This is a genomic window from Pseudomonas sp. OTU750018 (assembly GCF_011636575.1).
GTDB classification, from domain to species: domain Bacteria; phylum Pseudomonadota; class Gammaproteobacteria; order Pseudomonadales; family Pseudomonadaceae; genus Aquipseudomonas; species Aquipseudomonas peli.
Genome location: NZ_JAAPAU010000002.1, coordinates 248,341 through 274,748, shown reverse-complemented (window position 1 = coordinate 274,748; position 26,408 = coordinate 248,341). Strand labels below are relative to the sequence as shown.

Genomic DNA, 26,408 nt, shown 5'->3' with positions numbered 1-26,408 from the left:
ACCGCCAGTACCCCTGAGGTCCTGAGTTTCTGTAGAGTTCTGGCGTTTCAGTCAAGACTCTGTCATGCCCAAGCGGTTCGAACTTTCCTATGCAGACGGGGGATCTGATTGGGGATCTTTTTACCTCGCATAGGCGTATCTGCTAGAAGTTATATTGGACTACCCTTTGCGCCGTTGGTCGCGCCCACTCCAGAGGGCCTACTCCTCTGAGTCATCGACAAAATTGAAGCCGAGCCCTGATGCAAGCAAGTTGCCCTCGTACATTCGGGTTTTCAGCTCGCCATGGGCACTTCGGATAGCGAGCACGGTGGCAACAATATGATAGCCCGCCCCAGACCGCTCAACGCGATTGACCATCAAAATGCTGCACAGGGTCTGCGTTCCGCACAGCCACAGCGCCCGGGCGGAGCCTGAGGTTCCCTCGTTTCGATTGAATACGAAGCTGATCTCGACCTTGTTGGCGCTACGCCGTCCCCGCACTAGATCCTCTCGAGCATCTGGTGTTTTGACGCTGGAAAAGAAATATCGGCCTTGCAAAATAATCAGATCACCACTGGTGATGAGGGCAGGGAGAGTACCTCGATCCATTTCATCCGAGATATTTCGTGGTGCCGCCCGCTCCAGCACACAGTTCAGCACTTCAGTCATGTAGCGATAGACGTAATGGCCGGCTCTGGCGTTGTAGGGCGAGCGACCACGGTCATCCAGCGAGACCAGACCGCCTGAATCGCAACCTCCGTGACGGAGTGCCCCTTGAAAACCGGGCAGCTCGGTTAGGTCCACTCCGCTGCCCCTGGCCAATTCGAGTAGTCGCAGGTGATTGAAATACCACCAGTGGCATTCGTGCATTTGCGTCGATTGATGGATCGCCAGCCGATCCAGTGCGGCGGTGCGCTGTTCCCAGGTCTGCTTCGCAGCGAGTAGACGTTCTTCCGATAGCGATAATTCCAACCCGCGGCAATTGTGGGCTTCACCGTGATGAAGGGTACACAGCACTGCCAGATTAGCTGGTGAGTGATCACGGCTTTGTGCCCACGGCTTGATGTGATGCACCACCACTGGCCGGGTCGGGTCTCTGCACACGCAACATAGCCAGCGACTGACGAACAGAACTTGGATCAGGGCCTCGGAGGGGATAGCTGGACGCTGCCCCTTGCGCAGTCTAGCAATGGTTGGCGAGTTGATGCCGAGCGCCTCAAGCAGCGATGTATCGAGCTGTTGCAACTTGCTCAGTGTCCATCCGGCCAGTCTCAGCGTTCTGGCCAGGTCGGTATCCATACCCCTGGCCAGCAGAGCAAGTTCGGTCGGGTTCTTGGTCATCTAGGTGCACACTGAGATGGATGGCGACGATTACGCGGGCACTACGCTTCGCGACTTAGCTCACTAGAATCTTCGAGCTGGCTCGGCCACTGACGATGTCGCTCTTCACGTGCTCCTCATCGCTTTCCTGACGCGTGAGGATTCCGACCTCGTAGAGTTGCTCGGACCTGCCAGTCAGCTCACCAAAGACCTGATCGCGAGCGCGAGCGGGTAGATCCTTCAGTTGCTGTCGCAGCCGCTCCAGCTTTTCCAACTGCGTGCGCTTGAGGTCAGAACTGTCCATTGATGCCTCCAAGGATGATTGAATGGTTGCTAGCCTACCCCAGAACTCTTGGTTTCCGCGACGCTTAGCGATGTGTGAATCTCCCCGAAGCGGTTGAACGAGCCTCATGATGAGGTCGGGGAATGTCTAGCGGGGGGAGTCCAAGGCATGCCTGGTCTTCAGAATAAGCGCATTAAGGGGGCTATAGCGCGTTCGTCGCATTCCGAGATGGCGGTGCGCTATCATCAATGTCTGTTGTGCAGATACGTATCGCATTGACTGTAGCTTTTAAGTAGTGACTATTTGGGGCGGTTCTCCAGGGCAGCCTTTCAGCGGCATAGGAGAAAGGGATGTTCCGTCGTTTAGCTCAATTTTATTTTTCCAAATGTGATCACGTCAGCTCCCTCCTGAATCATGCGATGGGACAGTGCAAACGCTACAGAAAAGCTAGCGCCAAAGCAGTGGCCGCTGCACGTGAATACCTAGCTGTAGCCAGCAACACAAATGTCTTCGAACCGCTGACACCTGTTCTTTTGGATGCGGATCGCTCACGGCGTTACGAGAGTGAGCTATTGAGCGCACTGAGTAACGACCAAATTCGCAATATCGCGATTACTGGTGAGTACGGTGCCGGAAAGAGCAGCGTCATCCGCACATTTGTCGATCGTCACCCTGAACTCACCTATGCATTTGTATCGCTGGCCGCCTTCGGCAAAGACCTGAACAAGGATGGGGCAGGGAAGCCGACTGATTCTCCAGTCGCTTCCACTGAATCCAGTCCCAGAGCTACAGATCCCAAAGGTGCAGAGAAAAAAACCGATTCGGATATCTTGACGCGCATTGAGGAAACCATCGTTCAGCAGCTGCTGTACGCAGTACCGTCAGATGAACTACCGAAGAGTCGATTGAAGAGAATCATCCAGGCGTCTTCGGCCATCATCTGGGTGCGTACAATTTTCTACGTTCTGATGATCGTAAGCCTACTGAGACTTTACGTCCCGACAGTCGAGAAGCTACCGAACGTCGACCCGGCTTGGTTGGTCGAATGGCTTCTATGGATCCCCGGGTTGGCGGCTGTTCTGGTGCTCGGGTTTGGTGGCATCTACATGTTGTTCTCGGCGTTGAAGCTACTGTCCCTGTTTAGCATTGACGGCTTCACGATCAAGGGCGGAAAACTGGAAACAACTCACCACGGTTCCGTATTGCACAAAAATGTTGATGAAATCATCTACTGCTTTGAACGTAGCAAAATCGACATCGTGGTGATCGAGGATCTCGACAGATTTGGCATTCATGACGTTTTCACGCGCCTGCGAGAAATCAATTTCATCATCAAGCAATCTCCGCAAATCAACCGGCCGGTTTACTTCATCTATGCGCTTCGGGATGAGCTGTTCGCTGTGGGGGAGAAAACGAAATTCTTTGACCTGATCATTCCGATAATCCCGGTGATCAACTCCGAGAACTCTCGCGAGAAAATGCTCAAGATGCTTCGTGAGCGACAGTTCAATGGGGCAGCGCTGGATATTGGGCTTAATGACACGTTGGTCGAAACCGTTTGTTACTTCATTGATGACATGCGGTTAATCAAAAATATCGTCAACGAATTTGACATGTTCTCCAGCATTCTTGGCGGTGGCTCCGGCTTGAGGCTTGATCCGAACAAACTGTTTGCGATCATTGCTATTCGTAATCTGCATCCTGCGGAATACGCTGACTTGGTAAAACGACGTGGAGCCATTTACGAGACTATCCATGGTTTCAATGAGTGGCGATTCCAGCAGTCCAAGCAGGCTGAAGATTCCTACCAGGCGTTGCGGAAGATGCGGGAAATGCGCGCACAGGAAATCGCCGAGAGTGTGCCTGAGCTTCGCGCATATGTTTGGCTTGAGCTTGTGAAAAAATCTGGTATCGCAGGCGCAACCCATGTCCATGTACGAAATGGCGGTCAATTTACGTTTAACGACTTCATTAATGATGATGTTTTTGTGTCGCTATTTTCTCAAAACGCTAATTTAACAATGGTCGTCAACGATAGGTACGGAAATACTCAGCAGTCGCCGACGCCTATAGGTGCAAAGGAGTTACTGGCGTCGACGTCGTACCAAAGAAGGCATGATCTGCTCCAGCGAACGTTAGTTGATATTGATAATGAAATGGCCGAACAGCGAACCGAAGCAGGCCGAATTACTCACCAAACCTTCCGTGCCGCTGCCAAAAAATCCTACGGCGATATCATCACTCAAAAGTTGATCGGCTTAGACGTCGTCATTTACCTGATGCGCCATGGATACTTCGATACCGATTACACGGACTACTTCGGATACTTCTACGAAGGATCCCTCACATCTGAAGACAAAAACCTGATCCTGGAACTGAGACGTGGCGTCTCCGTGGACGTCGAGACAGTGATTAGTGCTCCAAAAAAAGTCGTGGAAAAGCTGGATACTGATGATCTAAGCGATGGCAAGGGCATAATTGTCGCGCTGATCGAACAGCTTTCTGGCTGTCCATACAACGATCTGGGCATGAGTCATGAGCGCAGTAAGCTCGCAACTATTCTCAGGGCAGGGCTTGATGGACATCTGAACAGAATGGCGCAAGCGACCGAAATATTGGTATCAACTGCGACATCGCCTAAGTTCATTCAAGCTGTTTTTGTTCTAGAACCTGGGTTGTTCCGAGCCTTGTTGAATGCAGAGCGATTCGAGTCAACGGTATCGAGGCAAGCACTGATCAGTGCAATCTTGGATGGATTAGAGGTTGCCCAGCTCAGACAGCTTGATTCTATGCCGGGCAAGGAGATCTATGATGCCATTGCGAGCCTCGAAGATATCTCGCGCTTGATGCCTGGACTCGAAGCGGGAGGTAATGGCTGGCCTTGGCTGAGAGAGCTACCGATGCGTTTCTCAGCATTAAATGATGTCATCGTCTACGACGACCTCAAGAAGCTGATCAAGTGGGGGGGGGTTGAGGTAAACCTAAATATGCTGACGCTGATTTGCCAAAAAGCCGAATTCATTCATCAACGCAAGGCTGATCAGAGCCAAAGCATCATCTCATACCGTCGATTGAAGGCATTGGAGATTGAGGGCCTGGATGACCTCCTGCTTGAGTCTCCAGAGGAATTTACAAACATACTTTTAGCCCAAATCGGAACGCTGGATGAGTCCGCAGCCTCCTTTAACGAATTGCTACGCGCCATACTGGAAGAGTCGGGTGATTCAGATGCTGTGGCTCAGCTATTTGATCGAACGACATGCACCTTCGACCGACTTGAAGACACAACCCCATCGTTGTGGGCGAAAATGCTGCTGTCTGATCGGGTGAAATTGAAGGCCGTTGCGGTTTGGGCATTCTTCCAGAACATACTCGTACCTGCTTTGGAGCATAAAGGTTGCGAAACCTCGGATATGGAGGCGTTTGCAAGCTTTATCCAGCGCCATGTGAAGGAACTACGAGGTGATCTTTGGGATTCCAATACTTCGATGCATCCAGAGCTAAAAAAGTACCTACTCGGCCCGACAGGAGTATCGAACGAAGCGCTTGAATTACTCTTCGCGAATCTAGTCTTGAACGATCCCGAGATCTTCAAGGGACTGCAATCAAGGGAGCGCTGGGAGATGCTCGCAAGTGCATCGTTTCTGCCATACAGCAATGAGATCCGCGATTGCATCAGGACGTTCAGTGCCAATCTGGAAGCTCCGTATCTCGCGGCACATTGGATACAGGCACGCGACCAAATTGATCTATCTCAAATATCGATCGACATGAGGTTAGCACTTAGTCAAAGCGGTGCGCTTGAGCTGAATGAAAAAATCCAGATGTGGGCGGCGTTACCGATTGAAACCTTCGATACCAATTACGAGGCCATCAAAGAGGTCGCTGACACCAGCGGCCTCGCTAATCGACACTCGATAAGCTTTCCTCCGGCGTTTATCCCCGCACTCAAAAAGTTCGCAGGTGACGAGGGGCTGACTTCAGCTCAGCGCTCTGAAATGCTGATCCAATGCTTACCATCGTGCAGCTGGGCTGAATCAGCCTCCATTCTTAGCATGCTGAGCGATGACGGCTTCACTAAGCTTTCACCACTTGTAAAAAAAATTGAGGTGCCATACACCGATCTCAACATGAGGCTGGTCAACGCTCTTCAAGCGAAGGGCTTCGTCCAAACCATAACGGAGAAGGGCGATGTCATCAGCGCGACTGCTAAGCCTAAAGGCATGATCTAATGGGTGTCCGGTTTCATTAGGCCACTACAACATGGGGCATTGAGTCCATGAAAGGACTAATACGTAACGAGACTTAGGCTCAACCTCAAATGCGTCGACGAACGCCCTTACCATGCACAAGTAGGGCGTTTCAGGTGCTTGCATTCGCAGCATTTCCCGGGTGCGCTTAAGTGCACGATCAACGGATCTTGGTGATCCGCCAATGTGGCCGTGCAAAATCGAAAACCTGACACGGTCGTTTCTAGCCTTCAGATGCTCTTGATTGCTCACGCACCGTCGAGAGGTGGTGTTGGCTGTTCGCTCACCGTCACTTGGATTTTGCCTGGCCATGGGGTTTCCTGCGCGGTCACGCCCTCAGGGGTGGGAACAAGTGACCATATACGTGCTTCGATCCCATCATTCTGCAGTTTGCGCATGAAGTAACGGGCCTGAAGGGCATCGTGGGTGGCGATGACCACCTGGAAGCCATGATCGATGATGTAATCGCGAAGCACATCGAAGACGGACGCCGCGTGTACCAGGTCGTGATGCTGTGTTGGGTCATCAAGGAGGAGTCCGCGCCATGGAGACCACTGATGCTCCAAGGCCATTGACAGCAGGAACGTCAATTGCAGATCCGTCAGTTGGGCTTTACTGGCTATCGAGGGCACTGGAGCTACCCCCCCGTGGAGCGGCACAGACACCTCAGCACGTGGCTTTTGATAGGAGCTTCGGAAACTCAGACTCGTCCCGGTAAACCTTTGCTCCCTGACCACGCGTTTGAGCAGTGCTTGCCACCGAGGCATCACCGTTTATGCATCAATCTTGTGGAGCGACTGTACCCGGCCTGCTGCAATAATCTGCTCGCTTCGGCAGTGTCCAGATCCTGGCGATCCGGATCCATCAAATCAGTAAAAAAGTCAGCACAGCCGCCTACAACATGAACGCTCCAAACAGATGTTTCTTTCTTGCTTCTGCCGAAGACTTTCAGGATCGTTTGTTTAAGCCCGGACACTGGCAGAAAAATTTCCTGGTAAGGGTTGCCCTTGGCGATGTAGTCGCTCCAGTTCAGGCGGATGGGCAGGCGCATGCCCAACATGCGATCTGACAAATCCAAAATAATATTAAAAGATAGAAACTCGACCCTTACGCCTGATAATTCATGAGCCAGTATTCGATTTAATACATCATTTCGCCCCTCATCAGTATTGTATAGGCTTGTCCATACACCTTTCCGTGATGACTGGACGACCACGATATGTGCCTTTTGAATGAAGCCAGAATCGTCCATGATAATTGCATATTCCGCAACACAGGGCTGGCGGTCATTACCTGCATAAACAATTTGCTTCACGGAAACTCCATTTAAACAACACGCTGGCACGTGCTTAACTTAAAAAAGTTATGAGCTTGCTGCCAAATGGGGTGGTCTGCTTAGATAAACAGCTTTCAAAACTCAAGACCATCTCCAGTTGCTGTACTTCAACCAGCCCTTTTTGGTATAGGTCTCCCCACACGGTATCGAGAATCTCACGATTGACGATAAGCTCAGGCATCGCGCATTCAACAACCTGAGACAGGGATATCGTTGTACGGTAGGGGCCAGCGCGATTATTTTCCGAAAACCACTTTGTTGGATTTTCGAATAGCTTCAACAGCCTAATATGAGAGACGGTACAGACGTCTATGAAGTTAAGGAAAATCTGCCGGTAGTCATCGCTAGGGCACACTGGTAATGCAGAGTTGATCGCTGCGTTGCGTAAGGCCTCAAGCTTTTCCGCTTGATGATTCCTTAGAGAGATATTGCACACTTCTGCAACCGTGCTAATAAATGCTTCGTTTTCTTGGAGTCCTATTTCTGTAACTACTCCTTGCTCAATGAGATCATTCATCGCCTCGCCAATTTGAAGTATCACCTCAGTGCGGCGTTTGTTTAGCGGTGCCTCAAATATGGAGTTAAAAATTTCTAGTAACGGGCTACCGATTACAGGGGCCGCGCCTATTGCAGCCCTACCAATGCGGTGAAGCTTTTCAGCCAGAGGCTCGACTACTGGATCCAATTTCTCTAAATCAATCTTTTCCATTTTTTTCTTTGATTTCCGGGGGCTTTGATTGGCAACGCCTTAGGCTGACTGCGTTCTCTGAAAGGGTATCGGGCTGCCAAAGCTGCCTCGGTGTCTGCGTGACGTGAAAGAGGCTGCCTTGGTTTGAGGCAGTTAGATCCATTTGTGCCGATCTACCAGCGAACTGCCTGCCTTCAGCAACGCCCCCTTGTCGGGACGAGCTGAAAAGCATGATGCGAGGCTCACTATCTGATGGCATCGTTCGCGCTCTCAACCAGTTGAATATGAGTCGTAGCGCAGGAGTTTGTTAAAAAGGCTGGAAGTCCGCTCCGCCAAAGGCCGCTGGGGCGAGAGGGGTCCTGGAACACGACTTGAATTGGCGGCACGCTTGCTCGCTTCTCGACTCTTGCCCCAATGATTCGGTGCAGCTTACCGATACAACTATAGATGCCAGCGTTACCCCAGCTCTTTCAGGATCGCCAGACGCCAAAACGAAAAAACCGGCTTTCGCCGGCTTTTTCCCCCTCCAACCAGATGGTCGAGCCACACCGGTCAAGAGGGTTAGTTGTTGTGCATAGTGTTGCGCAACAGGAAGCTCAATACAAGACAGAAATATGCTCGTCGTGATGAGACGATCGCACGTCACTGGCCTGCGCGCAGATGGCCTACGACGTGTGGCAAGCTCTGCAGGGTGCAGCACCCTGTTATCGGACGTCTATATTCCTCCTAAGCTGTATAGAGATGAATAGGTCAATCATGGCAAAGACCATCGGTTACTCCGTTATAAGTGACTTGGAAGAGTGGTTCCTGGTTCAATCGGCACCAAGTCTTTGGCATTTTTCCATTGACACTGCAATCCGTCACGCGACGGAGAAAGAAGCTTGAACAGCAGCCAATAGGCGTAAGTTTGCTCTGGCTGAACCAGTCCGCTTCATCGAAGGTGATGAGGGAGCACTTGATTATGAAAGACTCGAGCCCATCCTCAAGCTAAGGGCGGTAGCTGGATCGTCAAGGTGAGCCTTGACGATCCAGCAGACCTAGTTCATTACCTCATGAGTGCCGGTAAGAAAATCACCATTTCTACTTCGCGGCAGGATGCCAAAGGCTACACAACAAAAGGAGCTGCACAAAGGGCGGCAGGTCTGGTGAGTTCTAGCCCAACAATGCAAGCTCAGATAGAACGAGTGACCGCTGAAATCGTGGCCTTACCGATTAGTGGTACGTAGTGTTGAGGTCTTCAAGCGAGCGCGCTAAAAATCACCTTTCTTGAACTGATTTGCTCCTCGGAAAGCGGCCCTTCATTACCGTCTAAGTACTGTCTTCCCCCTTCGAGGATGTAGATATAGGCCGGAGGTTCCGCATCAGTCCTGGTGATTTGAGATAGCTCAAGCAATGGCTCCATCATCCATTGACTGCTTTCGTTCATGTAGCAGGGGCTGACAAGCTGCACTGCGTCAATCTTCATATCTCTGTGCTGCTCGCTGACGAGGCTTTCTAGAATGCGTACGTCAGAGACCATCAGCATATTGCGTAGCGTCAGCTCGTCATGGCGTTCTGTGAGCGTCACATAGAACCAGGGCTGATGTAGGCCATGCTCAACGTAGCCCCACAACCGAGCTTCATCGCCAAACAATGCGCTGATTGGGATCTCAGCATGCTTGTGGGTCCTGAACATCCGAAGCACCTTCAAAAATGAACACTATAGATTGTAGCCCTAAAGTGTTCGCAAAGGCTTCATCGTTCCTTTTGCGAGACGAGCAATATGGAACTGAAGCGGTCGTTCGGCCAGGCACTGAGAACTCTCAGAATCAACAGGCATCTGACGCAAGAGGACTTCTCGCAGGTCAGTAGTCGTACCTACCTCAGTTCTCTTGAGCGGGGGCTGAAGAGCCCAACGCTCGAAAAGGTGGAGGGTCTCGCTTCAGTCATCGGAGTGCATCCGGTGACGCTACTTGCGTGCAGCTATCTGCAAGACAAGGGGATTTCGATAGATGATCTACTTGCGCGCGTACGTTCTGAGCTTTCAGAAATCACTCTCAAGGATGGACGGTAGCCAGCTAGGTTCGCTTCGGTCCATCAGTGGTAGAGATCGTTCATCACCATCCGCATCGATACCTTAGGGCAGGGCGCCGTGCAGGTAGGCACCGAGGCGCCGAAGCAGATATAGCGGTGCTCAGTTAATTGCTAACGTTTGCGTAGTGGAGCAAAAACCTCCTCCACATCTAGCCCTCTCATCAGACAGTTTTGCGAAATCATCGTCAGGGCCTCGTAAAGTCGATCTCGCTGCCTGATCAAGTCAGCATTCTCTGCCTGCAAACGAGCAATTCTCTCTTCGAAACTTCTGCGGCCGCGCTCGCGATCAGGATCCTTTCCGCTCTCTTTCAGCTGAACCAGGCGAGCAGATTCTATTCGCCTGCCACGTTCACCTACCAAGGTCGCTCTACTCGTCAATCCAAGACGTCGTTGCACTTCCGGGCGTGAAATGGGAGCGCGCTCTAGTCCGAGGCTTATCATTTGGGCGAGGAGAGCATCAATCGCCTCATCTAAGACGGCGCCTCTCAATAGCTGTTGTTGCATCATGCGACTGACTCTACTCATCCGAAACTGAGCTGTGACGTCTGTTGGCGTCAGAAATCGTCATCGGCCGTCCCGTCGGGAACACCTGCTGGACACCAGCACTATCTCGCGACAGGGCAGTCTGCAGATTGTTGAGTTTGTGTTCTTGATCCGCCAGCCATACATCACTGCCAGCCTCACCATCGCCGCCCTCGCGCATGATAAGGATGGCAGAGGTTAGCCGCTCGGCTTGCTCCTGTAGGTTCTTCCTTTCCGATGGAGTGCCCATCAGATGCAGGTGCGAACAATCGTTCCAGCATTGCAGATGCTTAGGGCAGGGGGCCTGCGAGAAGTCATGGACGCAGCCGCCAAAGGGTGTGACATGCAGGGCTGTGGCGTGCACGGTGAGAAAGGCCTCAGCCGTGATCGTACCTTTGTCTTGTAGCAGTGCGTGGTAGCTATCGGTCAGCGAGCCCTGGATTTGACCCTTTCTAATGCCCGCATGTAGAAAGTCGATGCGTTCTTGGTAGCTGTTGAACGCCAGAAACTCTTGGTGGGCAGCAGTGGCTTCTTCGATGCTGGTGTGCTGATAGAACTTGTTCTGATCAAGGCGCTTCCGACCCAAGGCCAACGCTTGTTGGACATCGCTCATGCCGGTTAAGTGATAGATGGTGTTACGCCAATGTCGGGGTTGGTGACTCGTCAGACGGATCGGAGATCCGTCGGCTTCAACTAATGAACGACGAGAAAAAATGGAGGGGCATTTGGAGTCAGCGCCTAATGCCCTGTTTATATCCTGCAGAGTAACTCTGCGCGGAACTGCGCGAAATACGTTCTCCTCACGCCCTCCGAAACGGAACTGACCATCGAACGCGATGGCGAGTGTTTCACTGGTTTTGAGTACAACACGAATTCTGCCTTCCACATTTTCTGTAAGTGCCGCATGGCCACCTAGATTGGGAGCAATCAGCCCCTCAATCTCACCTGCTACGTATCTTCTACGTATGGCCCGTCCTCGCCGCTGGTCTGATTCATCGTCGTAAGGTTGAACACCGTTCCGGGATAGATACAGGTACAGATTCCTGCGTGCACTGTTATTGTTGCTGAAAGCTAGCCACTCCAGCACCTTCTCTTCCGATATCACAACCTGTGGCGAGTAGTCCCAGATACGCCCTGGATGACATTCCTGCCAAGCGGCAATTTTCCGTTGTTCTGTAGACAACTCCTTCAATCGCTCAACTGCACGTCGGGCCAACGGGACGTCGCTTCCGGCGAACCAATGAACGCGCGACTGAAACTGCTTCTCCGCAAAGTACCGAATCCCACACTCAACGAGCGGCTTACCATGGGCGTCCATCACTACTTCACCCAGTTCATCCTTAATTGGTCGCTCGACCCAGCAGTCATAGGGAATTACCGCTACTTCGTTTCCACGCTGCCCAGTCGCGATCAATAGATCAATCACTCGCAGTAAGATTTCCTCACCATCACTTAAGGGATGGTTCGTACACAGTGCATATGCTTCCATCGCTTCGCGCGAAGGCAACTTATCGTCAGACTTGCGCTGCTTTACAGCACGATCAGGATCATGCAGTGAAATGTAGTCGTGGCGGGTTTTCTCAGGCCGAACATTATGTTCAAAATGAATTGCTATTTCGGTTATCTGCAACTTATCAATTGTGTCGGCGATCACCTTAAGGTGCGAAACTGCGTCGTAAGTATTTTTGTAGCCACTTATGCGAAGAAAACCAACGACACGGTCAAAGTCGGCGCGCGTTAATTGGCTTGGGTCTGTCTCGCATCGTTCGAACGCTGCATTGTATAGCCTCCGGACAGCGATACTGTAAGCCGCCACCATTGAGAACTTTAATCCCCGAGTACGCTGCAGGTGCACAATTAATGCCTTGCAGAAATCCTGAAAAAGCAAGGGGAGAGGTGCTTTCGGTGGCGCGGGGTAGCCGTTCTGCTCAAGCGACTGCCTGTGAGTTTCGAAAGTAATGCTTGGTGGCGTAAGTCTATGTGGTAGCCATCTTTCGACGGCCCACCGAGTTGAGTCCCATGACGTATCAACAGGCAGGGTCTGGAAAACTGCTTGCTCCTGACTTATGAACGCCTGAAGGCTCTGCCTAGCTCTAGACTCAGTCACTCTCGACGCCCCCTATGCTCTGCCGGCAGCGCTCAATGGTTGCCGTCACCGCCAAGATCGTGGCCTGATGTTGAGATAGTGGTCGGTTCTGACTTAGCTCACCAGCTTGTTCCGCCACATCGATGAAGCGTTGCGCCTCTTGCTGCAATGCAATCTTAACCTGCTCATGGTGGCCGTCGGCAAAGGGGTGAAATTTCTTGCAGGTGTAACAGGCATATACAGGGTTGTAGGGGCAATGCGTATGGATGGGGAGGGCGCACGCACCGATGTCTCCGATGTACTGCATGTTGACAACGCCACGAACTTCCCTTTCGCTGATCGTATCGCGACGCTGCACAATTTCCCCGGTCAGGAGACTTCTCATGATGCGTTGATAGGTCGGGCTTTTGCCGAGTGCTTTTTCTTTGATGCGGGCGATGTTGGGTGTGGCCGTGACATAGGCACGTGCTGCGACAGTACTGTTGTGACCAAGCAACTCGGCGATCATATCTGCTGGTGTTCCTTGATCCGCCAAGCCTTGCCCGAGGTGATGGCGTAACAACATTGATACTTGGTTTGGTCGCGCTATACCAGCTTCGCGCAACTCCTGTTTAAGTCGATTCCCAATACCGATTACAGTCAATCGCTTTCCAGTAGAACTTACAAACAATGCTTCGCAGGCGTAGTCAAAGCGACGCTTGAGAATAGAAATATGTTGCTCAATTTTCTCGCCTAGCCGCACGGTAATTTTACGAGGCCGCCGCTCCGGTCGACGCTGACCTACTTTCTTTGCCATAGGTAGCCAAAGTGTGTAGTACTTGTCGCGCTCAGGGGTCTCTATGACTTCAAAATCAGTGATATCTAATGAGTGAAATTGAATTGCGCGAGGGGCTAGTTCGAACCCCAAGTGAAGCATTATATTAACCTGGAAACTCTCCCAGTCGTCCCCTGCAATATCTCGATCAATCTGCTTAAGCAGGTGTATCTCTTCGTCTAGTTCCAATCCGGATTGTGAAAGAAATATTCTGGAATAGGGGTCTACATGGTCAGCCTTAATTTCTTTGATCGATAGGTAGGTTTCCCTATCAAAGCCAGCAATACCTCGATCTACCGCCCACCGATATAATGTTCTAAAAAATATCAAGCTCTCCCTAAACTTTCTCCAGGAGTTGATGGTCTTTATTACTTCCTGCTTCGCCCAAGGAAACTTCAGCGCAATATCACTTTCTGCTAAACGATTAAAAACACCTGAAGCCTTAAAAGCAGTCACTGGAGCATATTTCTCCAGCGCATATGCCATAAATGCCTTGGAAATCTCAATAAACTCCAGATGTAAATTCAGCGAAGACCAGTCGACTTTCATTGCAATCCCGCCGTCGTACCAGACCCAGACGCTTGAACTTGTATCCACATACCGTGGTTGGTCATCGGTTCGGGTTCGAATGGCGATCCGCGTCGGACCTTGAAACTTGTAGGTATCTGAGGAGGGGGGAGCAAGATCCTTATCAGCTGATTGATCCACAGCGAAACCCCTTAATCGTCTAGACGCTTCCAGGCCGCCGAAGTCCGTTGAGCGTTGTGGCGGCAAGCCGACTCGGCAAGATAGCGCCCGGCGTAACGACGCGGCATAGCCGATGTGTCGGACCAACCGCAAATCCGTCTGAGTTCATCCATAGCTCGCTCCAGTTCATAACGACGTGTTTCAACCAAGTAGGCTAAAAACCGGTCGGCGAAGGTGTGACGGAAGTCATGAGCTGAAAGTGTAGGCAGTAGGCCCGTGTGCGCTAGGTCGATGGCCTGAAAAAGTCGATCAAAAACGCTAGCCAAGGCTCTTATCGACAGCGGGTGACCTCTATCAGAGATAAACAGATAGCGAAATGGCATCTTCATCGGCTTACCGCCGCGTATAGGCCGCCGCTCATACTGAATGTAGCGCTCATAAATCTCATAAAGATCAGAGGAAATACCTATCGTGCGGCTGTTTGTCTTCAGAGCTGGTTCTTCAGCACGTGGGTCGCCAGGATCTTGCTCACGATCAAGGATACTGACGTAAGCATGCATGGATCCTTGATTGATATCCGTGGTGTAAAGCTTCAAAAGCTCCCCTCGGCGCATGCCTGTTTCCAGCAACAACTCAATCATCAGCCAGTTGCGCAACTGCAACCGTTTAGGGAATGGGTTATCTGGTGCGTTTGGTCTGATCAGCCCCCGGATAATTTGAAGCTGGGTATCCGTCAGACTGCGGTACCGCGTCTGGTTTGGGCGAAGATCAACAGTATGGCTCTCAAAGCGCCGCTCGATGGCGTCGGCAACATCGACAAACACAGCGTTGATATCGACGAGTGCGCTGGCACTTTGGCGGGTGCGCGGGATGTAACGGGTGGCACACCAGGACAGGTAGTGCTTCAGCTTATGCAGGTACTGGTCACGCGTGCGCAAATCGATTTGGGGGTGTGACGAGTCAACAGCGCCGATTCGACCTGCCAGATTGTCGGCTTGTCGGCTACTCATGAGCCAAACGGAATAGCCGTCCAACAGCGCCAGAATAGCTTCGAAGCGGCAGGCCAAAATTGCCTCATCAGCATCTAGGCCACGACGTTCGGCGTAGAGGTAGAACGTTTGGATGGCTCGTACATGGGCAGCCACAGTGTTGTAGGCACTGTATCTGTGCTTGAGCTGGACATAGAGGAATGGAACGAGCACAGGTAACGGTGAGCCAGTCCCATCCTGCACAAGCAATGGCACTCGTTGCCCAGACGCGAAACGACACTGGATTAGCTTCATAAGGAAGCACCTACGCAGGTCTACCATGAACATCTAGAGCATAGCCCGTTTACAAGCAGGGAGACCGAGTGGCTATCAGTCGAATCAGAGTCTTACGATGCTCATGAACATTTGTGACATAGCACCTGGTTTAACATAATATACATTATACGAACCTTCGTGCGCCGAGCGATGAACCTAGACCACTTAGGATTCACCGCTCTCGCCCTAATCCGGGCTTCGTACAATGTAAGGTATGTTTAACGCGCGTCGATATCCAGCAACACACGGCCACGGCTTGGACAGGTTTCCATATAACGATGCGCTTCGACTACGTCATCGAAGCTGTAAACCTTGTCGATCAACGGCTTGAGCAAACCATCTGCCGTCAGCTGATTGATGCCTTGCACGGCCTTGGCCACGGCTACTGCATCCTGCGGAATATTCAGCTCTTCCTTGCCGGTGAAGTTACCGATGCAATGCACGAAGAATTGAATGTTCTTTTGGAACGCCGCACAGGCTGGAAATGGCGTTTCATTGCCGCCTTGCAGATCGAACAGAATCAGTCGACCGCGCGGCGCGATGGCGTCGCCCAGCAGGCACATCTGTGGTCCGCCAAGTGCATCCATCACCACGTTGACGCCGCGGCCATCGGTCAGTTTGCTGACGCGGCTGACTAGATCTTGCTCCTCGGTGAGGATGATGTGATCTGCACCCAGCTGCTTGAGAAAGTCGCTGTCCTCGGCAAAGGCTGTCGCCGCAATGACTGTGGCGCCCAGAGCTTTGCCCATCTGCACGATGTACGGGCCCCAGCAGCGGCTTGCGGCAGTTACCAGCACGGTTTCGCCGGGCTGCAAACGCGCCAGTTCAATGAAACCGAACCAGCCGACCATCGATGGTAGATAGTGCACGGCGGCCTGTTGAGCGGTCAGGTTCTCCGGGTAACGCGCCAAGGAACTGCGTGGCAATACCACGTGCTCGGCGTAACAGGGATAACGGTTGGCGCTGTGCCCCGGGAAGCTCGCGACTCGATCACCGACAGCCAAATCAGTTACGCCATCGCCGACGGCCAGCACCACGCCGGCCAGTTCGTGGCCCAGGCCTGCCGGCAATTGCGTCGGCGTATTAGCTAAATTCTGCCGCCAGAGCACGTCGTACCAGCTGACACCTATGGCTTCAACACCGACCAGCACTTCACCTGCGGCGGGCGCCGGTGCTTGACGCTCTTCGATCTTGAGGACATCGGCCTCACCAAATTCGTGGAAACGCACTATGCGGGACATCGCAAACCTCTTCGGTTGACCCATTCAGGTCGTGGCAGCTGTTTAGCATTTCTGCTCGATACAGCCGTGGCGACCTCTTATGGCCACGGACTTTATCCGGGCTTTGCCAGCAATTCCACCGCTCAGGGCTGATATTCACCATGCTTGTCGATGATGATGAGTCACGCACACATCATTTCGCCGTGCATATTGCCTGGCAATAGCATTCGGCATTAGCCTGATTCGCGCGCAAAACCGCAGCCACTCCAGAATGGACACCGGATGAACCGTAACGATCTTCGCCGCGTCGATCTCAATTTGCTGATCGTCTTTGAAACGCTGATGCATGAACGCAGCGTCACCCGTGCGGCGGAAAAACTGTTTCTCGGCCAGCCGGCCATAAGTGCTGCCCTCGCCCGTCTGCGCAGCCTGTTCGATGACCCGCTGTTCGTGCGCACGGGGCGCAGCATGGAGCCCACCGCCCGCGCCATGGAGATTGCCGCCCTGCTCTCGCCGGCGCTGGATTCGATTTCTACGGCGGTCAGCCGTGCGGCTGATTTCCACCCAGCCACCAGCACCGCGGTGTTTCGCATCGGTTTGTCGGATGACGTTGAGTTCGGCCTCTTACCGCCGCTGATCAAACGTCTGCGCGCTGAAGCCCCCGGCGTGGTGCTGGTGATTCGCCGCACCAACTACCTGCTGATGCCGGCCTTGCTTGCCTCCGGGGAGATTTCCGTGGGCGTTGCCTACACCGAAGAGTTGCCGGCCAATGCCAAGCGCAAGGTACTGCGCCGTAGCAAACCGAAGCTGCTGCGTGCCGATACCGCGCCTGGTGCACTGAGCCTGGATGATTTCTGCGCCAGGCCGCATGCGCTGGTGTCCTTTGCGGGCGATCTGGGTGGTTTTATCGATACCGAACTGGAAAAACTGGGGCGCAAGCGTCGCGTAGTACTCGCCCTGCCCCAGTTCAACGGCCTGGGCACCCTGCTCGCCGGCACCGATATTCTGGCCACCGTACCGGATTACACCGCAGCCGCCCTGACGTCTGCAGGCGGAGTACGCGCCGAAGAACTGCCGCTGCCGACGCAGACTTTCGAGTTGCATATGGCCTGGCGTGGCGCCCAGGACAACGACCCGGCGGAGCGCTGGCTGCGCTCGCGCATCCAGATGTTTTGCGGTGATCCGGACAGCCTGGAGTAAGCCCTGCCCTTCAAGCACAGCGCCGACCAGCACTGTGTTCACATAGTTGAAATTGATAGAAGCCCCTTAATCATCATTCACGATGATAGTCACCTTCGCGGCATTCGATTCGTTCCACGCCAGAGCGCGCAGCAGACTCCGCCCCATCACAACACCCTCGGGCGGATACACACATGGAACAGTCCAATAACAATCGCTGGCATTTTCCCTTGGCCCTTGCCGCAGTGCTGGTTTTGAGTGCATGCGGAAAAGCGCCGGAAACTGCACAGCAGATGCCTGCTGCAAAAGTCAGCGTGGCAGAAGTCATCGAACAACCGATCAACGAATGGGATGAATTCACTGGGCGCCTGGAAGCACCTGAGTCGGTCGAGATCCGCCCACGGGTGTCCGGTTTTGTTGATCGCGTTGCCTTTGCCGAAGGCAGCCTGGTGAAGAAAGGTGATCTGTTGTTCCAGATCGATCCACGGCCGTTCCAGGCCGAAGTCAAACGCTTCGAAGCTCAGCTGCAACAGGCCCGCGCCAGCCAGGCGCGCACGCAAAGTGAAGCCAATCGCGGCGAGCGCCTGCGCCAGAGCAACGCCATCTCTGCCGAACTGGCTGATGCCCGCACCAGCGCAGCCGCAGAAGCCAAAGCGGCTGTGGCCGGTATCCAGGCGGAACTGGATAACGCTCGCCTTAATCTCAGTTTTACCCGGGTTACCGCGCCGATTAATGGCCGCGTCAGCCGTGCGGAAATCACCGAAGGCAACCTGGTCAATGCCGGGCAAAGCCTGCTGACCACCCTGGTCAGCACTGACAAGGTGTACGCCTATTTCGATGCCGATGAGCGCGTGTTCCTCAAATATGTTGAGCTGGCGCGTCAGGCTGGCGGCCAAACCCGCGATGCCAGCCCGGTCTACCTGGGCCTGTCCAGCGAAGACGGCCACCCGCACCTGGGTGAGCTGGATTTCCTCGACAACCAGGTCAACCCGCAGACCGGCACCATCCGTGGCCGCGCGGTGTTCGATAACCGTGATGGCCGCTTCACGCCGGGCCTGTATGCACGCCTGAAGCTGGTCGGCAGCGGTCAGTACGCTGCCGCGCTGATCAAGGATGAAGCGGTCGGCACCGACCTCGGCAAGAAGTTCGTTCTGGTGCTCGATAAGGACAATGCCGTGCAATACCGCGCCATTGAGCTGGGGCCGAAGCTGGAAGGCCTGCGCATCGTGCGTCAGGGCCTGGTCAAGGGCGAGAAGATCGTGGTCAACGGCCTGCAGCGTGCATTCCCCGGTGCAACTGTTGATCCGCAGAGCGTGCCGATGGCGGACGAAGCCACCCTCGCCCAACTGCTGCGCCTGCGCCAGTCGGTCGACGAGCGCGATGCGCCACGGGTCGCCAAACAGGACATCAGCAGCGGCAAGCCGCGCGGCTGACATGACGCCTGGGGCGCACTGCGCCCCCTACCCGACAACTTGATTCGTAGATCGCGCGTGGCCATTAGGGCCTGGTGCAACGGCGTCCGAGGATTATCTGATGAACTTCTCGCAATTCTTTATCCAGCGGCCGATTTTCGCCGCTGTGCTGTCACTGTTGATCCTGATTGGCGGGGCCATCTCGCTGTTCCAGTTGCCGATCAGCGAATACCCGGAAGTCGTGCCGCCCACCGTGGTGGTGCGCGCCACCTTCCCCGGTGCCAACCCCAAGGTAATCGGTGAAACTGTTGCCTCGCCGTTGGAACAGGCGATCACTGGGGTGGAAGGCATGCTCTATATGTCTTCCCAGGGCACGGCCGACGGCAAGATGACCCTGACCCTGACCTTCGCCCTCGGTACCGACTTGGACAAAGCCCAGGTGCAGGTGCAGAACCGCGTAACCCGGACCATGCCGACCCTGCCCACCGAAGTGCAGCGACTCGGCGTGACCGTCGACAAGGCTTCGCCCGACCTGACCATGGTTGTGCACCTGACCTCGCCGGACGACCGCTACGACATGCTGTATCTGTCCAACTATGCCGCACTCAACGTCAAGGACGAGCTTGCGCGTCTGGATGGCGTGGGCGATGTGCAGTTGTTTGGCCTGGGCAACTATTCGTTGCGCGTGTGGCTCGATCCGAACAAGGTCGCGTCACGGGGCCTGGCCGCCAGCGACGTGGTCAATGCCATTCGCGAGCAGAACCGCCAGGTTGCAGCCGGCTCGCTCGGTGCGCCGCCCTCGGATGCCGGCAACAGCTTCCAGCTGTCGATCAACACCCAGGGCCGTCTGGTCAGCGAGGAGGAGTTCGAGAACATCATCATTCGCGCCGGTGAGAACGGTGAAATCACCCGTTTGAAAGACATCGCACGCATTGAACTGGGTTCCAGTCAGTACGCCCTGCGCTCCTTGCTCAACAACAAGCCGGCGGTTGCCATCCCGGTGTTCCAGCGTCCGGGCTCCAACGCCATCGAGATCTCCGATGCGGTGCGCGCGCGCATGGCTGAGCTGAAGCAGAGCTTCCCGCAGGGCGTGGACTACGAAATCGTCTACGACCCGACCATCTTCGTGCGTGGCTCCATCGAGGCGGTGGTACACACGCTGCTCGAAGCCATCATTCTGGTGGTGCTGGTGGTGATCCTGTTCCTGCAAACCTGGCGCGCGTCGATCATCCCGCTGGCCGCCGTGCCGGTGTCGTTGATCGGCACCTTCGCCGTGATGCACATGTTCGGCTTCTCGCTCAACGCGCTGTCGCTGTTCGGCCTGGTGCTGGCCATCGGTATCGTGGTGGACGATGCCATCGTGGTGGTGGAAAACGTTGAACGGAATATCGGCCTGGGCAAAACCCCGGTAGAGGCCACCAAGCAGGCAATGAAGGAAGTCACCGGGCCGATCGTGGCCACGGCCTTGGTACTGTGCGCGGTGTTTATTCCCACGGCCTTTATCTCCGGCCTTACCGGGCAGTTCTACCAGCAGTTTGCGCTGACCATCGCCATTTCCACGGTGATCTCGGCCTTCAACTCGCTGACCCTGTCCCCTGCCCTGGCTGCCGTGCTGCTGAAAAGCCACGACGCGCCGAAAGACCGCTTCTCCAAGGTGCTCGACAAGCTGTTTGGCGGCTGGCTGTTCACACCGTTCAACCGCCTGTTCGACCGCGCCAGCCATGGCTATGTCGGCACCGTAAAGCGTGTGCTGCGCGGCAGCGGCATCGCCCTGTTCGTCTACGCCGGCTTGATGGGGCTGACCTACCTGGGCTTTGCCAGCACGCCGAGCGGTTTCGTACCGGCGCAGGACAAACAATACCTGGTGGCCTTCGCCCAACTGCCGGATGCCGCGACCCTGGACCGTACCGAAGACGTGATCAAGAAAATGTCGGAAATCGCCGGCAAGCACCCCGGTGTGGAAAACACCGTGGCTTTCCCTGGCCTGTCGATCAACGGCTTCACCAACAGCCCGAACAGCGGCATCGTCTTTACCCCGCTGAAACCGTTCGATGAGCGCAGTGATCCGTCGATGAGCGCCACCGCCATTGCGGCCGAGCTGAACGCCCAGTTCAGCGAGATCCAGGACGCCTATATCGCCATCTTCCCACCACCACCAGTGCAGGGTCTGGGCACCATCGGTGGCTTCCGCCTGCAGGTGCAGGATCGCGGCAACCTGGGTTATGACGAGCTGTATGTGCAAACCCAGAACGTCATCGCCAAGGCCCGCGCCCTGCCGGAACTGGACCCGATGTCGGTGTTCACCAGCTATCAGGTGAATGTGCCGCAGATCGATGCCGCCATTGACCGCGAAAAGGCCAAGACCCACGGTGTGGCGATCAGCGACATCTTCGACACCATGCAGATCTACCTGGGCTCGCTGTACGCCAACGACTTCAACCGTTTTGGCCGGACCTACCAGGTCAACGTGCAGGCCGAGCAGCAGTTCCGCCTGGAGCCGGAGCAGATTGGCCAGCTCAAGGTACGCAACAACCGGGGCGAAATGGTGCCGCTGTCAGCGTTCCTTAAAGTCAGCGCCAGTTCCGGTCCGGATCGGGTGATGCATTACAACGGCTTCCTCACCGCCGAAATCAACGGCGCGGCAGCCCCTGGCTACAGCTCCGGCCAGGCCGAAGCGGCGATGGCCAAACTGCTCAAGGAAGAACTACCCAACGGCATGAGCTTCGAATGGACCGACCTGACCTACCAGCAGATTCTGGCCGGTAACAGCGCGATCTTCGTCTTCCCGCTCTGCGTGCTGCTGGCCTTCCTGGTACTGGCGGCCCAGTACGAAAGCTGGAGCCTGCCGCTGGCGGTGATCCTGATCGTGCCCATGACCCTGCTGTCGGCCATCACCGGGGTGATCCTGGCGGGAGGCGACAACAACATCTTCACCCAGATCGGCTTGATCGTACTGGTGGGATTAGCCTGTAAGAACGCCATCCTCATCGTCGAGTTTGCCAAGGAAAAACAGGAAGAAGGCATGGATCGCGTCAGCGCAGTGCTGGAAGCCTGTCGCCTGCGTCTGCGGCCGATTCTGATGACCAGCTTCGCCTTCATCATGGGTGTGGTGCCGTTGGTGCTGTCTTCCGGCGCCGGCGCAGAAATGCGTCATGCCATGGGCGTGGCGGTATTTAGCGGCATGCTCGGCGTGACCTTCTTCGGCCTGCTGCTGACCCCGGTGTTTTATGTGTTGATTCGCGGTTTCGTGGAGAAACGCGAAGCACAGAAGGCCGCGCGTTTGCAGGAGGTGCAGGCATGAAGTCCCTTAACGCCAAGCCGCTGGCACTCAGCCTGTTAACCCTGGCGCTGACAGCCTGCGCTGTCGGCCCGGACTACCAGGCCCCGCAGACCGCAGATGCCCAGCTGAGCAGCGCGCAAAGCAGCAGCTTCGACCGTTCGCGTTTCGAAGTCAGCTGGTGGCAGCAGTTCGATGACCCGGTGCTCAACCAACTGGTGCAACAATCGCTCGAGGAAAACCGCCAGCTGCGCGTGGCCTTTGCCCGGCTGCGGGCGGCCCAGGCCATCCGTGATGATATTGGCAACGATCAGTTGCCGACCGTCACTAGCCGCGCCAGTGGTGAATTCGGCAAAGCCCAGCAACCCGGCGTCACCGAGCAGCGCGTGCGCGGCGAGCGTTATGACCTGGGTCTGGACATGCTCTGGGAACTGGATCTGTTTGGCCGCATCCAGCGCCAACTGGAAGCCAGCGATGCCGAGCTGGACGTGGCCGAAGCGGATTACCAGCAACTGCAGGTCAGCCTGATCGCCGAACTGGTGGATGCCTACGGCAGCCTGCGCGGCGCGCAACTGCGCGAACGCATCGCCCGCGCCAACCTGAAGAATCAGCAGGAATCCCGCGCCATTACCGAGCAGCTGCGTGAAGCTGGCGTCGGTAACCAGCTGGATGTACTGCGCAGCGACGCGCGCCTGGCTGGCACCGAAGCCAGCCTGCCGCAACTGCAGGCCGAACAGCAGCGCGCTAAACACCGCATCGCCACCCTGCTCGGTCAGCGTCCTGATCAATTAAGCGTGGACCTCTCAGCCCAGGACCTGCCCGCCATCGCCAAGGCGCTGCCGGTAGGTGATCCCGGCGAGTTGTTGCGCCGCCGCCCAGATATCCGCGCCGCCGAACGGCAACTGGCCGCTGCCACTGCCAATATCGGTGTGGCCACGGCGGACCTGTTTCCTCGGGTGAGTCTGTCCGGCTTCCTCGGCTTTACCGCCGGGCGGGGTTCGCAGCTAGGTTCATCGGCGGCGCAGGCCTGGGGCCTGGCACCGACCATCAGCTGGGCGGCGTTTGATCTGGGCAGCGTGCGTGCACGCCTGCGCGGGGCTGAAGCCGAAGCCGATGGCGCGCTGGCCAACTATGAACAACAGGTGCTACTGGCTCTGGAGGAATCGGCTAACGCCTTTAGCGACTACGGCAAACGTCAACAACGCCTGCTCGCCCTGCTACGCCAATCCGACGCCAGCCGCGCCGCTGCCGAACAAGCCCGCGTGCGCTACCGCGAGGGTGAAGTGGATTTTCTGGTATTGCTCGACGCCGAACGCGAACGCCTGAGCGCCGAAGACGCCCAGGCCCAAGCGGAAGTTGAGCTGTATCGCGGCATTGTCGCCATCTACAAGGCCCTCAGCGGCGGGTGGCAGCCTAACGCCTGACTTGCTCAACGACTCTCCCCCAGGTTGGCCAAGCCAACCCCTTCCCGCCCCATGGCAGTTGCTCCTTGCCATGGGGCTTTTTTATTGGGGGAGGTTTTTTTTCGGCCAAGAACAATCAGCTAGGGTCTGTAAAATGCCCTGCAATTGAATTAGATAGGTGGCCGCCGACTGACAGCGGCCACCCATATGGATTCAGACCTGCGGGTTAGCTGGGGGCTGACCACGGGTTTTCCAAAGTGAAAGCAGCACACCGACCAGCAATAAGCCCAGAGTCACGCTCAAGGAAATCACAGCCGGAATTTTGCCGATGATGCCAACCAGGAAGATCTTTCCGCCGATAAACACCAGCACTAACGCCAGTGCGTACTTGAGGTAAGCGAAGCGGTGAATCATCGCCGCCAAGGCGAAGTACAAAGCACGCAGACCAAGGATGGCGAAGATGTTCGAGGTGTAGACGATGAAAGGATCCTGGGTAATGGCGAAGATCGCCGGCACGCTGTCAACCGCGAACACCAAGTCGGCACACTCGATCAGCACCAGGGCCAGGAAGAACGGTTATGCGGAGTGATGGCCTGCCCATCACTTATTCTGCTCACGAAGGACTTGTCGATCTTCAGGGCATCCAACGGTAGCTGCTGCAGATACTGCAAACTGAAGTAGCCAGTGCCGAAGTCATCTATTGCTACCATATGCCTGAATCTTTGGCTCACTCCCATTTAGATCATGCGTAGAGATCCATAGCTGGAGTACCCGATTTGGAATTTGAATGTTCATTATCCCGGCTGACTCAGAACTTCATGGCAAAGGACTACAGAAGGCGATGCAGGCATTGGAGCATCTGACCGTACACTTCTCATGCAACGCAATAAACTGCAGCATGGTTTTCTCATGCCTCTGGGACGTCATGTCGGAGGGGGCCACCAATGCCTAACTCTAAGCAGGCAACAGCGGAAAAATCAGGGGCAGATGAGCACTTCCTCGGGCTGCAGTACCTTACCAACGACTTCCCCTACTACAACGGCAAACCCGTAGGCTTTTCAGGTGCGCAATGGCTGCTGCTGATGTTGGGGGTGCTGGCCGGATTCCTAGTACTGATAGCACCATTGCCAATGTTCGCAGGGAATATTGGGCAATTTATTCCCGCAACTTTGTTCTTCGCTATCCCGCTCGCGGTGCTGTCGTGTGTGACTCCGCATTATTGGAAAGAGCTGTTCCGTAAGGTCACGGGGCGCGACATCAAGTGGATGATACTGTTCGCGCTGCTCAACATCGTGGTCACCATGGTCATAGGCCTGGCGGTCAGCCAGTCCCTGGGTACGCACTCGAACCCGGCTTTCGCCGCTATGGCAACGCAAACACCAGTTGAGCTCCTACTCTTTTTTCTCAAGACGCTGCCACAGCTATTGGGGGAAGAACTGCTCACGATCTTGCCATTCTTAGCACTAATGGCGTTCTTGATCACGCATCTGCACTGGTCACGCAAGCGAGCGATCGTTGGTGCATGGCTCTTGGTGGCACTGCTCTTCGGCGCCGCACACCTGCCGACCTATGATTGGAATATGGTGCAGGCGTTCGTCGTGATCGGCAGCGCGCGGCTGATCCTGCTGCTGCCCTACATCATGACTAAGAACATCTGGGTCTCCACAGGCGCTCATATACTCAACGACTGGACACTCTTCATCATAGCCCTGTTGGGTGCTATAGCATCTGGGCACTAGGCTTCGTCATATTCAAAAGCTCCTTGTTTTGTAGACGATCAATGACTGCTACTTACCGGTTTTTGCCTTTCGCAACTGTTCGATTCGGGTCGGACGCAGCCCCTGGCGAATGACTGCTATTGGCCTAAAGCTGCCCTCCTCGCCAGCGACTGTGGGTCCAACCCACTCCCTTGCCCGGGCCAAATCTTTTGTGTTCTTACGCTCAACTAGCCTGCACACAACTCGGCTGCCCAGCCGAGTAGCGCACGCCGGGGCTGACGGCGGCGTTGAATTCTTTGAGAGCAGTCGAGCCGATCAGCAGTGGGTATTCAAAGGCACTGCGGTCGGTCAGGTTGACCTCAATGTTCTTCAGTTCATCGCCCACGCAGATGTCCATCTCAACCACCGGGCGCTCGGTGTAGAGCTGCTTGTCACCCGGCTGACGGTCATCGGCACGGCGTTTGATATAGCTCATGCGCGCCAGTGGTTTTTCGATGACCTTTGCATGCGGAGCGTCTTCCAGGCCAAGCTGAAAGCGCACCCACTCGCCGCCATCACGCTTGAACACCTCGATATTCTTGGCACTGAGCGAAGCCGTTTCGGCGCCCGTATCGAGCTTGGCGGGCAGTTCCAGGTCCAGTTCCTGCAAAGAAACCTTCTCGTGCAAGCCATAGATTTGCGGCTGGCTGGCCATCGCGCCGCTAGCAAACAGTGCAGTGCAGAGTGCGACGGCGGCCGGGACCTGCTTGAACGATAGGAAGGCGAGGTTCGACATACGGTGACTCCAATAACATTTAGAAAGTGACGCCACATTAACGTCGCTGGCTGAACTCAAACTTAATCAGGCACGTATAAAA

General features: G+C 55.0%; 18 protein-coding genes and 3 pseudogenes. 8 read left to right on the top strand and 13 right to left on the bottom strand.

All coding sequences use genetic code 11. The features are described 5' to 3' along the window. Nucleotides 1-198: 198 nt before the first annotated feature. Both HCI85_RS10080 and HCI85_RS10075 read right to left on the bottom strand, forming a co-directional pair. On the bottom strand, nt 199-1,320 hold the full coding sequence (locus HCI85_RS10080) for an HNH endonuclease signature motif containing protein (RefSeq protein WP_167144611.1): 1,122 nt from the start codon (nt 1,318-1,320) through the stop codon (nt 199-201). Between the two features lie 55 nt (nt 1,321-1,375). Further along, a complete protein-coding gene (locus tag HCI85_RS10075; protein WP_167144610.1) occupies nt 1,376-1,603 on the bottom strand; it encodes a hypothetical protein in 228 nt (75 codons plus the stop codon). A gap of 329 nt (nt 1,604-1,932) precedes the next feature. On the opposite strand from HCI85_RS10075, the gene HCI85_RS10070 reads away from it, so the two are divergent. Continuing rightward, a complete protein-coding gene (locus tag HCI85_RS10070) occupies nt 1,933-5,814 on the top strand; it encodes a YobI family P-loop NTPase (protein WP_167144609.1) in 3,882 nt (1,293 codons plus the stop codon). A gap of 266 nt (nt 5,815-6,080) precedes the next feature. Here the strand turns inward: HCI85_RS10070 and HCI85_RS10065 are convergent. The 3 genes and pseudogenes from HCI85_RS10065 to HCI85_RS10055 all read right to left on the bottom strand — a co-directional run. Beyond that, nucleotides 6,081-6,602 (bottom strand): annotated as a pseudogene (locus HCI85_RS10065) (AAA family ATPase); the annotation flags it as partial. Then, nucleotides 6,599-7,147 carry a hypothetical protein gene (locus HCI85_RS10060; protein WP_167144608.1) on the bottom strand — a complete coding sequence of 183 codons (549 nt, stop codon included), beginning with the start codon at nt 7,145-7,147 and terminating at the stop codon, nt 6,599-6,601. The pseudogene HCI85_RS10065 and the gene HCI85_RS10060, both read right to left, overlap by 4 nt. A 34-nt stretch (nt 7,148-7,181) precedes the next feature. After that, a complete protein-coding gene (locus HCI85_RS10055; protein WP_167144607.1) occupies nt 7,182-7,877 on the bottom strand; it encodes a hypothetical protein in 696 nt (231 codons plus the stop codon). Nucleotides 7,878-8,869: 992 nt separating this feature from the next. Here HCI85_RS10055 and HCI85_RS10050 point away from each other — a divergent pair. Beyond that, nucleotides 8,870-9,082, top strand: a complete 213-nt coding sequence (locus tag HCI85_RS10050) for a hypothetical protein (RefSeq protein WP_167144606.1) — start codon at nt 8,870-8,872, stop codon at nt 9,080-9,082. An 11-nt stretch (nt 9,083-9,093) separates the two neighbouring features. Here the strand turns inward: HCI85_RS10050 and HCI85_RS10045 are convergent, their stop codons facing one another. Continuing rightward, complete coding sequence (locus tag HCI85_RS10045) at nt 9,094-9,531, bottom strand: hypothetical protein (protein ID WP_167144605.1); 438 nt, start codon at nt 9,529-9,531, stop codon at nt 9,094-9,096. An 87-nt stretch (nt 9,532-9,618) separates the two neighbouring features. On the opposite strand from HCI85_RS10045, the gene HCI85_RS10040 reads away from it, so the two are divergent. Then, complete coding sequence (locus HCI85_RS10040; protein ID WP_167144604.1) at nt 9,619-9,909, top strand: helix-turn-helix domain-containing protein; 291 nt, start codon at nt 9,619-9,621, stop codon at nt 9,907-9,909. Between the two features lie 537 nt (nt 9,910-10,446). On the opposite strand, the gene HCI85_RS10035 is transcribed toward HCI85_RS10040, so the two are convergent. The 4 genes from HCI85_RS10035 to HCI85_RS10020 all read right to left on the bottom strand — a co-directional run bounded on the left by HCI85_RS10035 (nt 10,447) and on the right by HCI85_RS10020 (nt 16,583). Then, complete coding sequence (locus tag HCI85_RS10035) at nt 10,447-12,339, bottom strand: hypothetical protein (protein WP_241693766.1); 1,893 nt, start codon at nt 12,337-12,339, stop codon at nt 10,447-10,449. 211 nt (nt 12,340-12,550) lie between these two features. Continuing rightward, nucleotides 12,551-14,059 carry a tyrosine-type recombinase/integrase gene (locus tag HCI85_RS20900; protein ID WP_176600632.1) on the bottom strand — a complete coding sequence of 503 codons (1,509 nt, stop codon included), beginning with the start codon at nt 14,057-14,059 and terminating at the stop codon, nt 12,551-12,553. Between the two features lie 11 nt (nt 14,060-14,070). Beyond that, complete coding sequence (locus HCI85_RS10025) at nt 14,071-15,321, bottom strand: tyrosine-type recombinase/integrase (RefSeq protein ID WP_167144602.1); 1,251 nt, start codon at nt 15,319-15,321, stop codon at nt 14,071-14,073. A gap of 239 nt (nt 15,322-15,560) precedes the next feature. Then, nucleotides 15,561-16,583: a zinc-dependent alcohol dehydrogenase family protein gene (locus tag HCI85_RS10020; RefSeq protein ID WP_167144601.1), complete on the bottom strand. Its 1,023-nt coding sequence runs from the start codon at nt 16,581-16,583 to the stop codon at nt 15,561-15,563. A gap of 261 nt (nt 16,584-16,844) precedes the next feature. Here HCI85_RS10020 and HCI85_RS10015 point away from each other — a divergent pair, with 261 nt between their 5' ends. The 4 genes from HCI85_RS10015 (at nt 16,845) to HCI85_RS10000 (ending at nt 23,854) form a co-directional block, all read left to right on the top strand. Further along, nucleotides 16,845-17,762, top strand: coding sequence for a LysR family transcriptional regulator (locus tag HCI85_RS10015; protein WP_090253805.1), 918 nt, complete (start codon nt 16,845-16,847; stop codon nt 17,760-17,762). A 173-nt stretch (nt 17,763-17,935) separates the two neighbouring features. Further along, nucleotides 17,936-19,174 carry a multidrug efflux RND transporter periplasmic adaptor subunit MexE gene (gene mexE / locus HCI85_RS10010; RefSeq protein WP_167144600.1) on the top strand — a complete coding sequence of 413 codons (1,239 nt, stop codon included), beginning with the start codon at nt 17,936-17,938 and terminating at the stop codon, nt 19,172-19,174. 100 nt (nt 19,175-19,274) lie between these two features. Continuing rightward, the gene (locus HCI85_RS10005) at nt 19,275-22,454 is read left to right on the top strand and encodes an efflux RND transporter permease subunit (RefSeq protein ID WP_167144599.1); all 3,180 of its coding nucleotides are present in this window, start codon (nt 19,275-19,277) and stop codon (nt 22,452-22,454) included. Next, complete coding sequence (locus HCI85_RS10000) at nt 22,451-23,854, top strand: efflux transporter outer membrane subunit (protein ID WP_167144598.1); 1,404 nt, start codon at nt 22,451-22,453, stop codon at nt 23,852-23,854. The genes HCI85_RS10005 and HCI85_RS10000 overlap by 4 nt, the downstream gene beginning before the upstream one ends. Nucleotides 23,855-24,046: 192 nt before the next feature. Here HCI85_RS10000 and HCI85_RS09995 read toward each other — a convergent pair. Then, nucleotides 24,047-24,409, bottom strand: a pseudogene (locus HCI85_RS09995) (TerC family protein); the annotation flags it as partial. Between the two features lie 23 nt (nt 24,410-24,432). Beyond that, nucleotides 24,433-24,543 (bottom strand): annotated as a pseudogene (locus tag HCI85_RS21105) (EAL domain-containing protein); the annotation flags it as partial. Nucleotides 24,544-24,777: 234 nt separating this feature from the next. Here HCI85_RS21105 and HCI85_RS09985 point away from each other — a divergent pair. Further along, nucleotides 24,778-25,572 (top strand): CPBP family intramembrane glutamic endopeptidase, encoded by a 795-nt coding sequence (locus tag HCI85_RS09985; RefSeq protein WP_167144597.1) that lies wholly within the window; start codon nt 24,778-24,780, stop codon nt 25,570-25,572. Nucleotides 25,573-25,774: 202 nt separating this feature from the next. Here the strand turns inward: HCI85_RS09985 and HCI85_RS09980 are convergent, their stop codons facing one another. Further along, nucleotides 25,775-26,245 carry an ATP-dependent zinc protease family protein gene (locus HCI85_RS09980; RefSeq protein ID WP_241693787.1) on the bottom strand — a complete coding sequence of 157 codons (471 nt, stop codon included), beginning with the start codon at nt 26,243-26,245 and terminating at the stop codon, nt 25,775-25,777. Between the last annotated feature and the right edge of the window lie 163 nt (nt 26,246-26,408).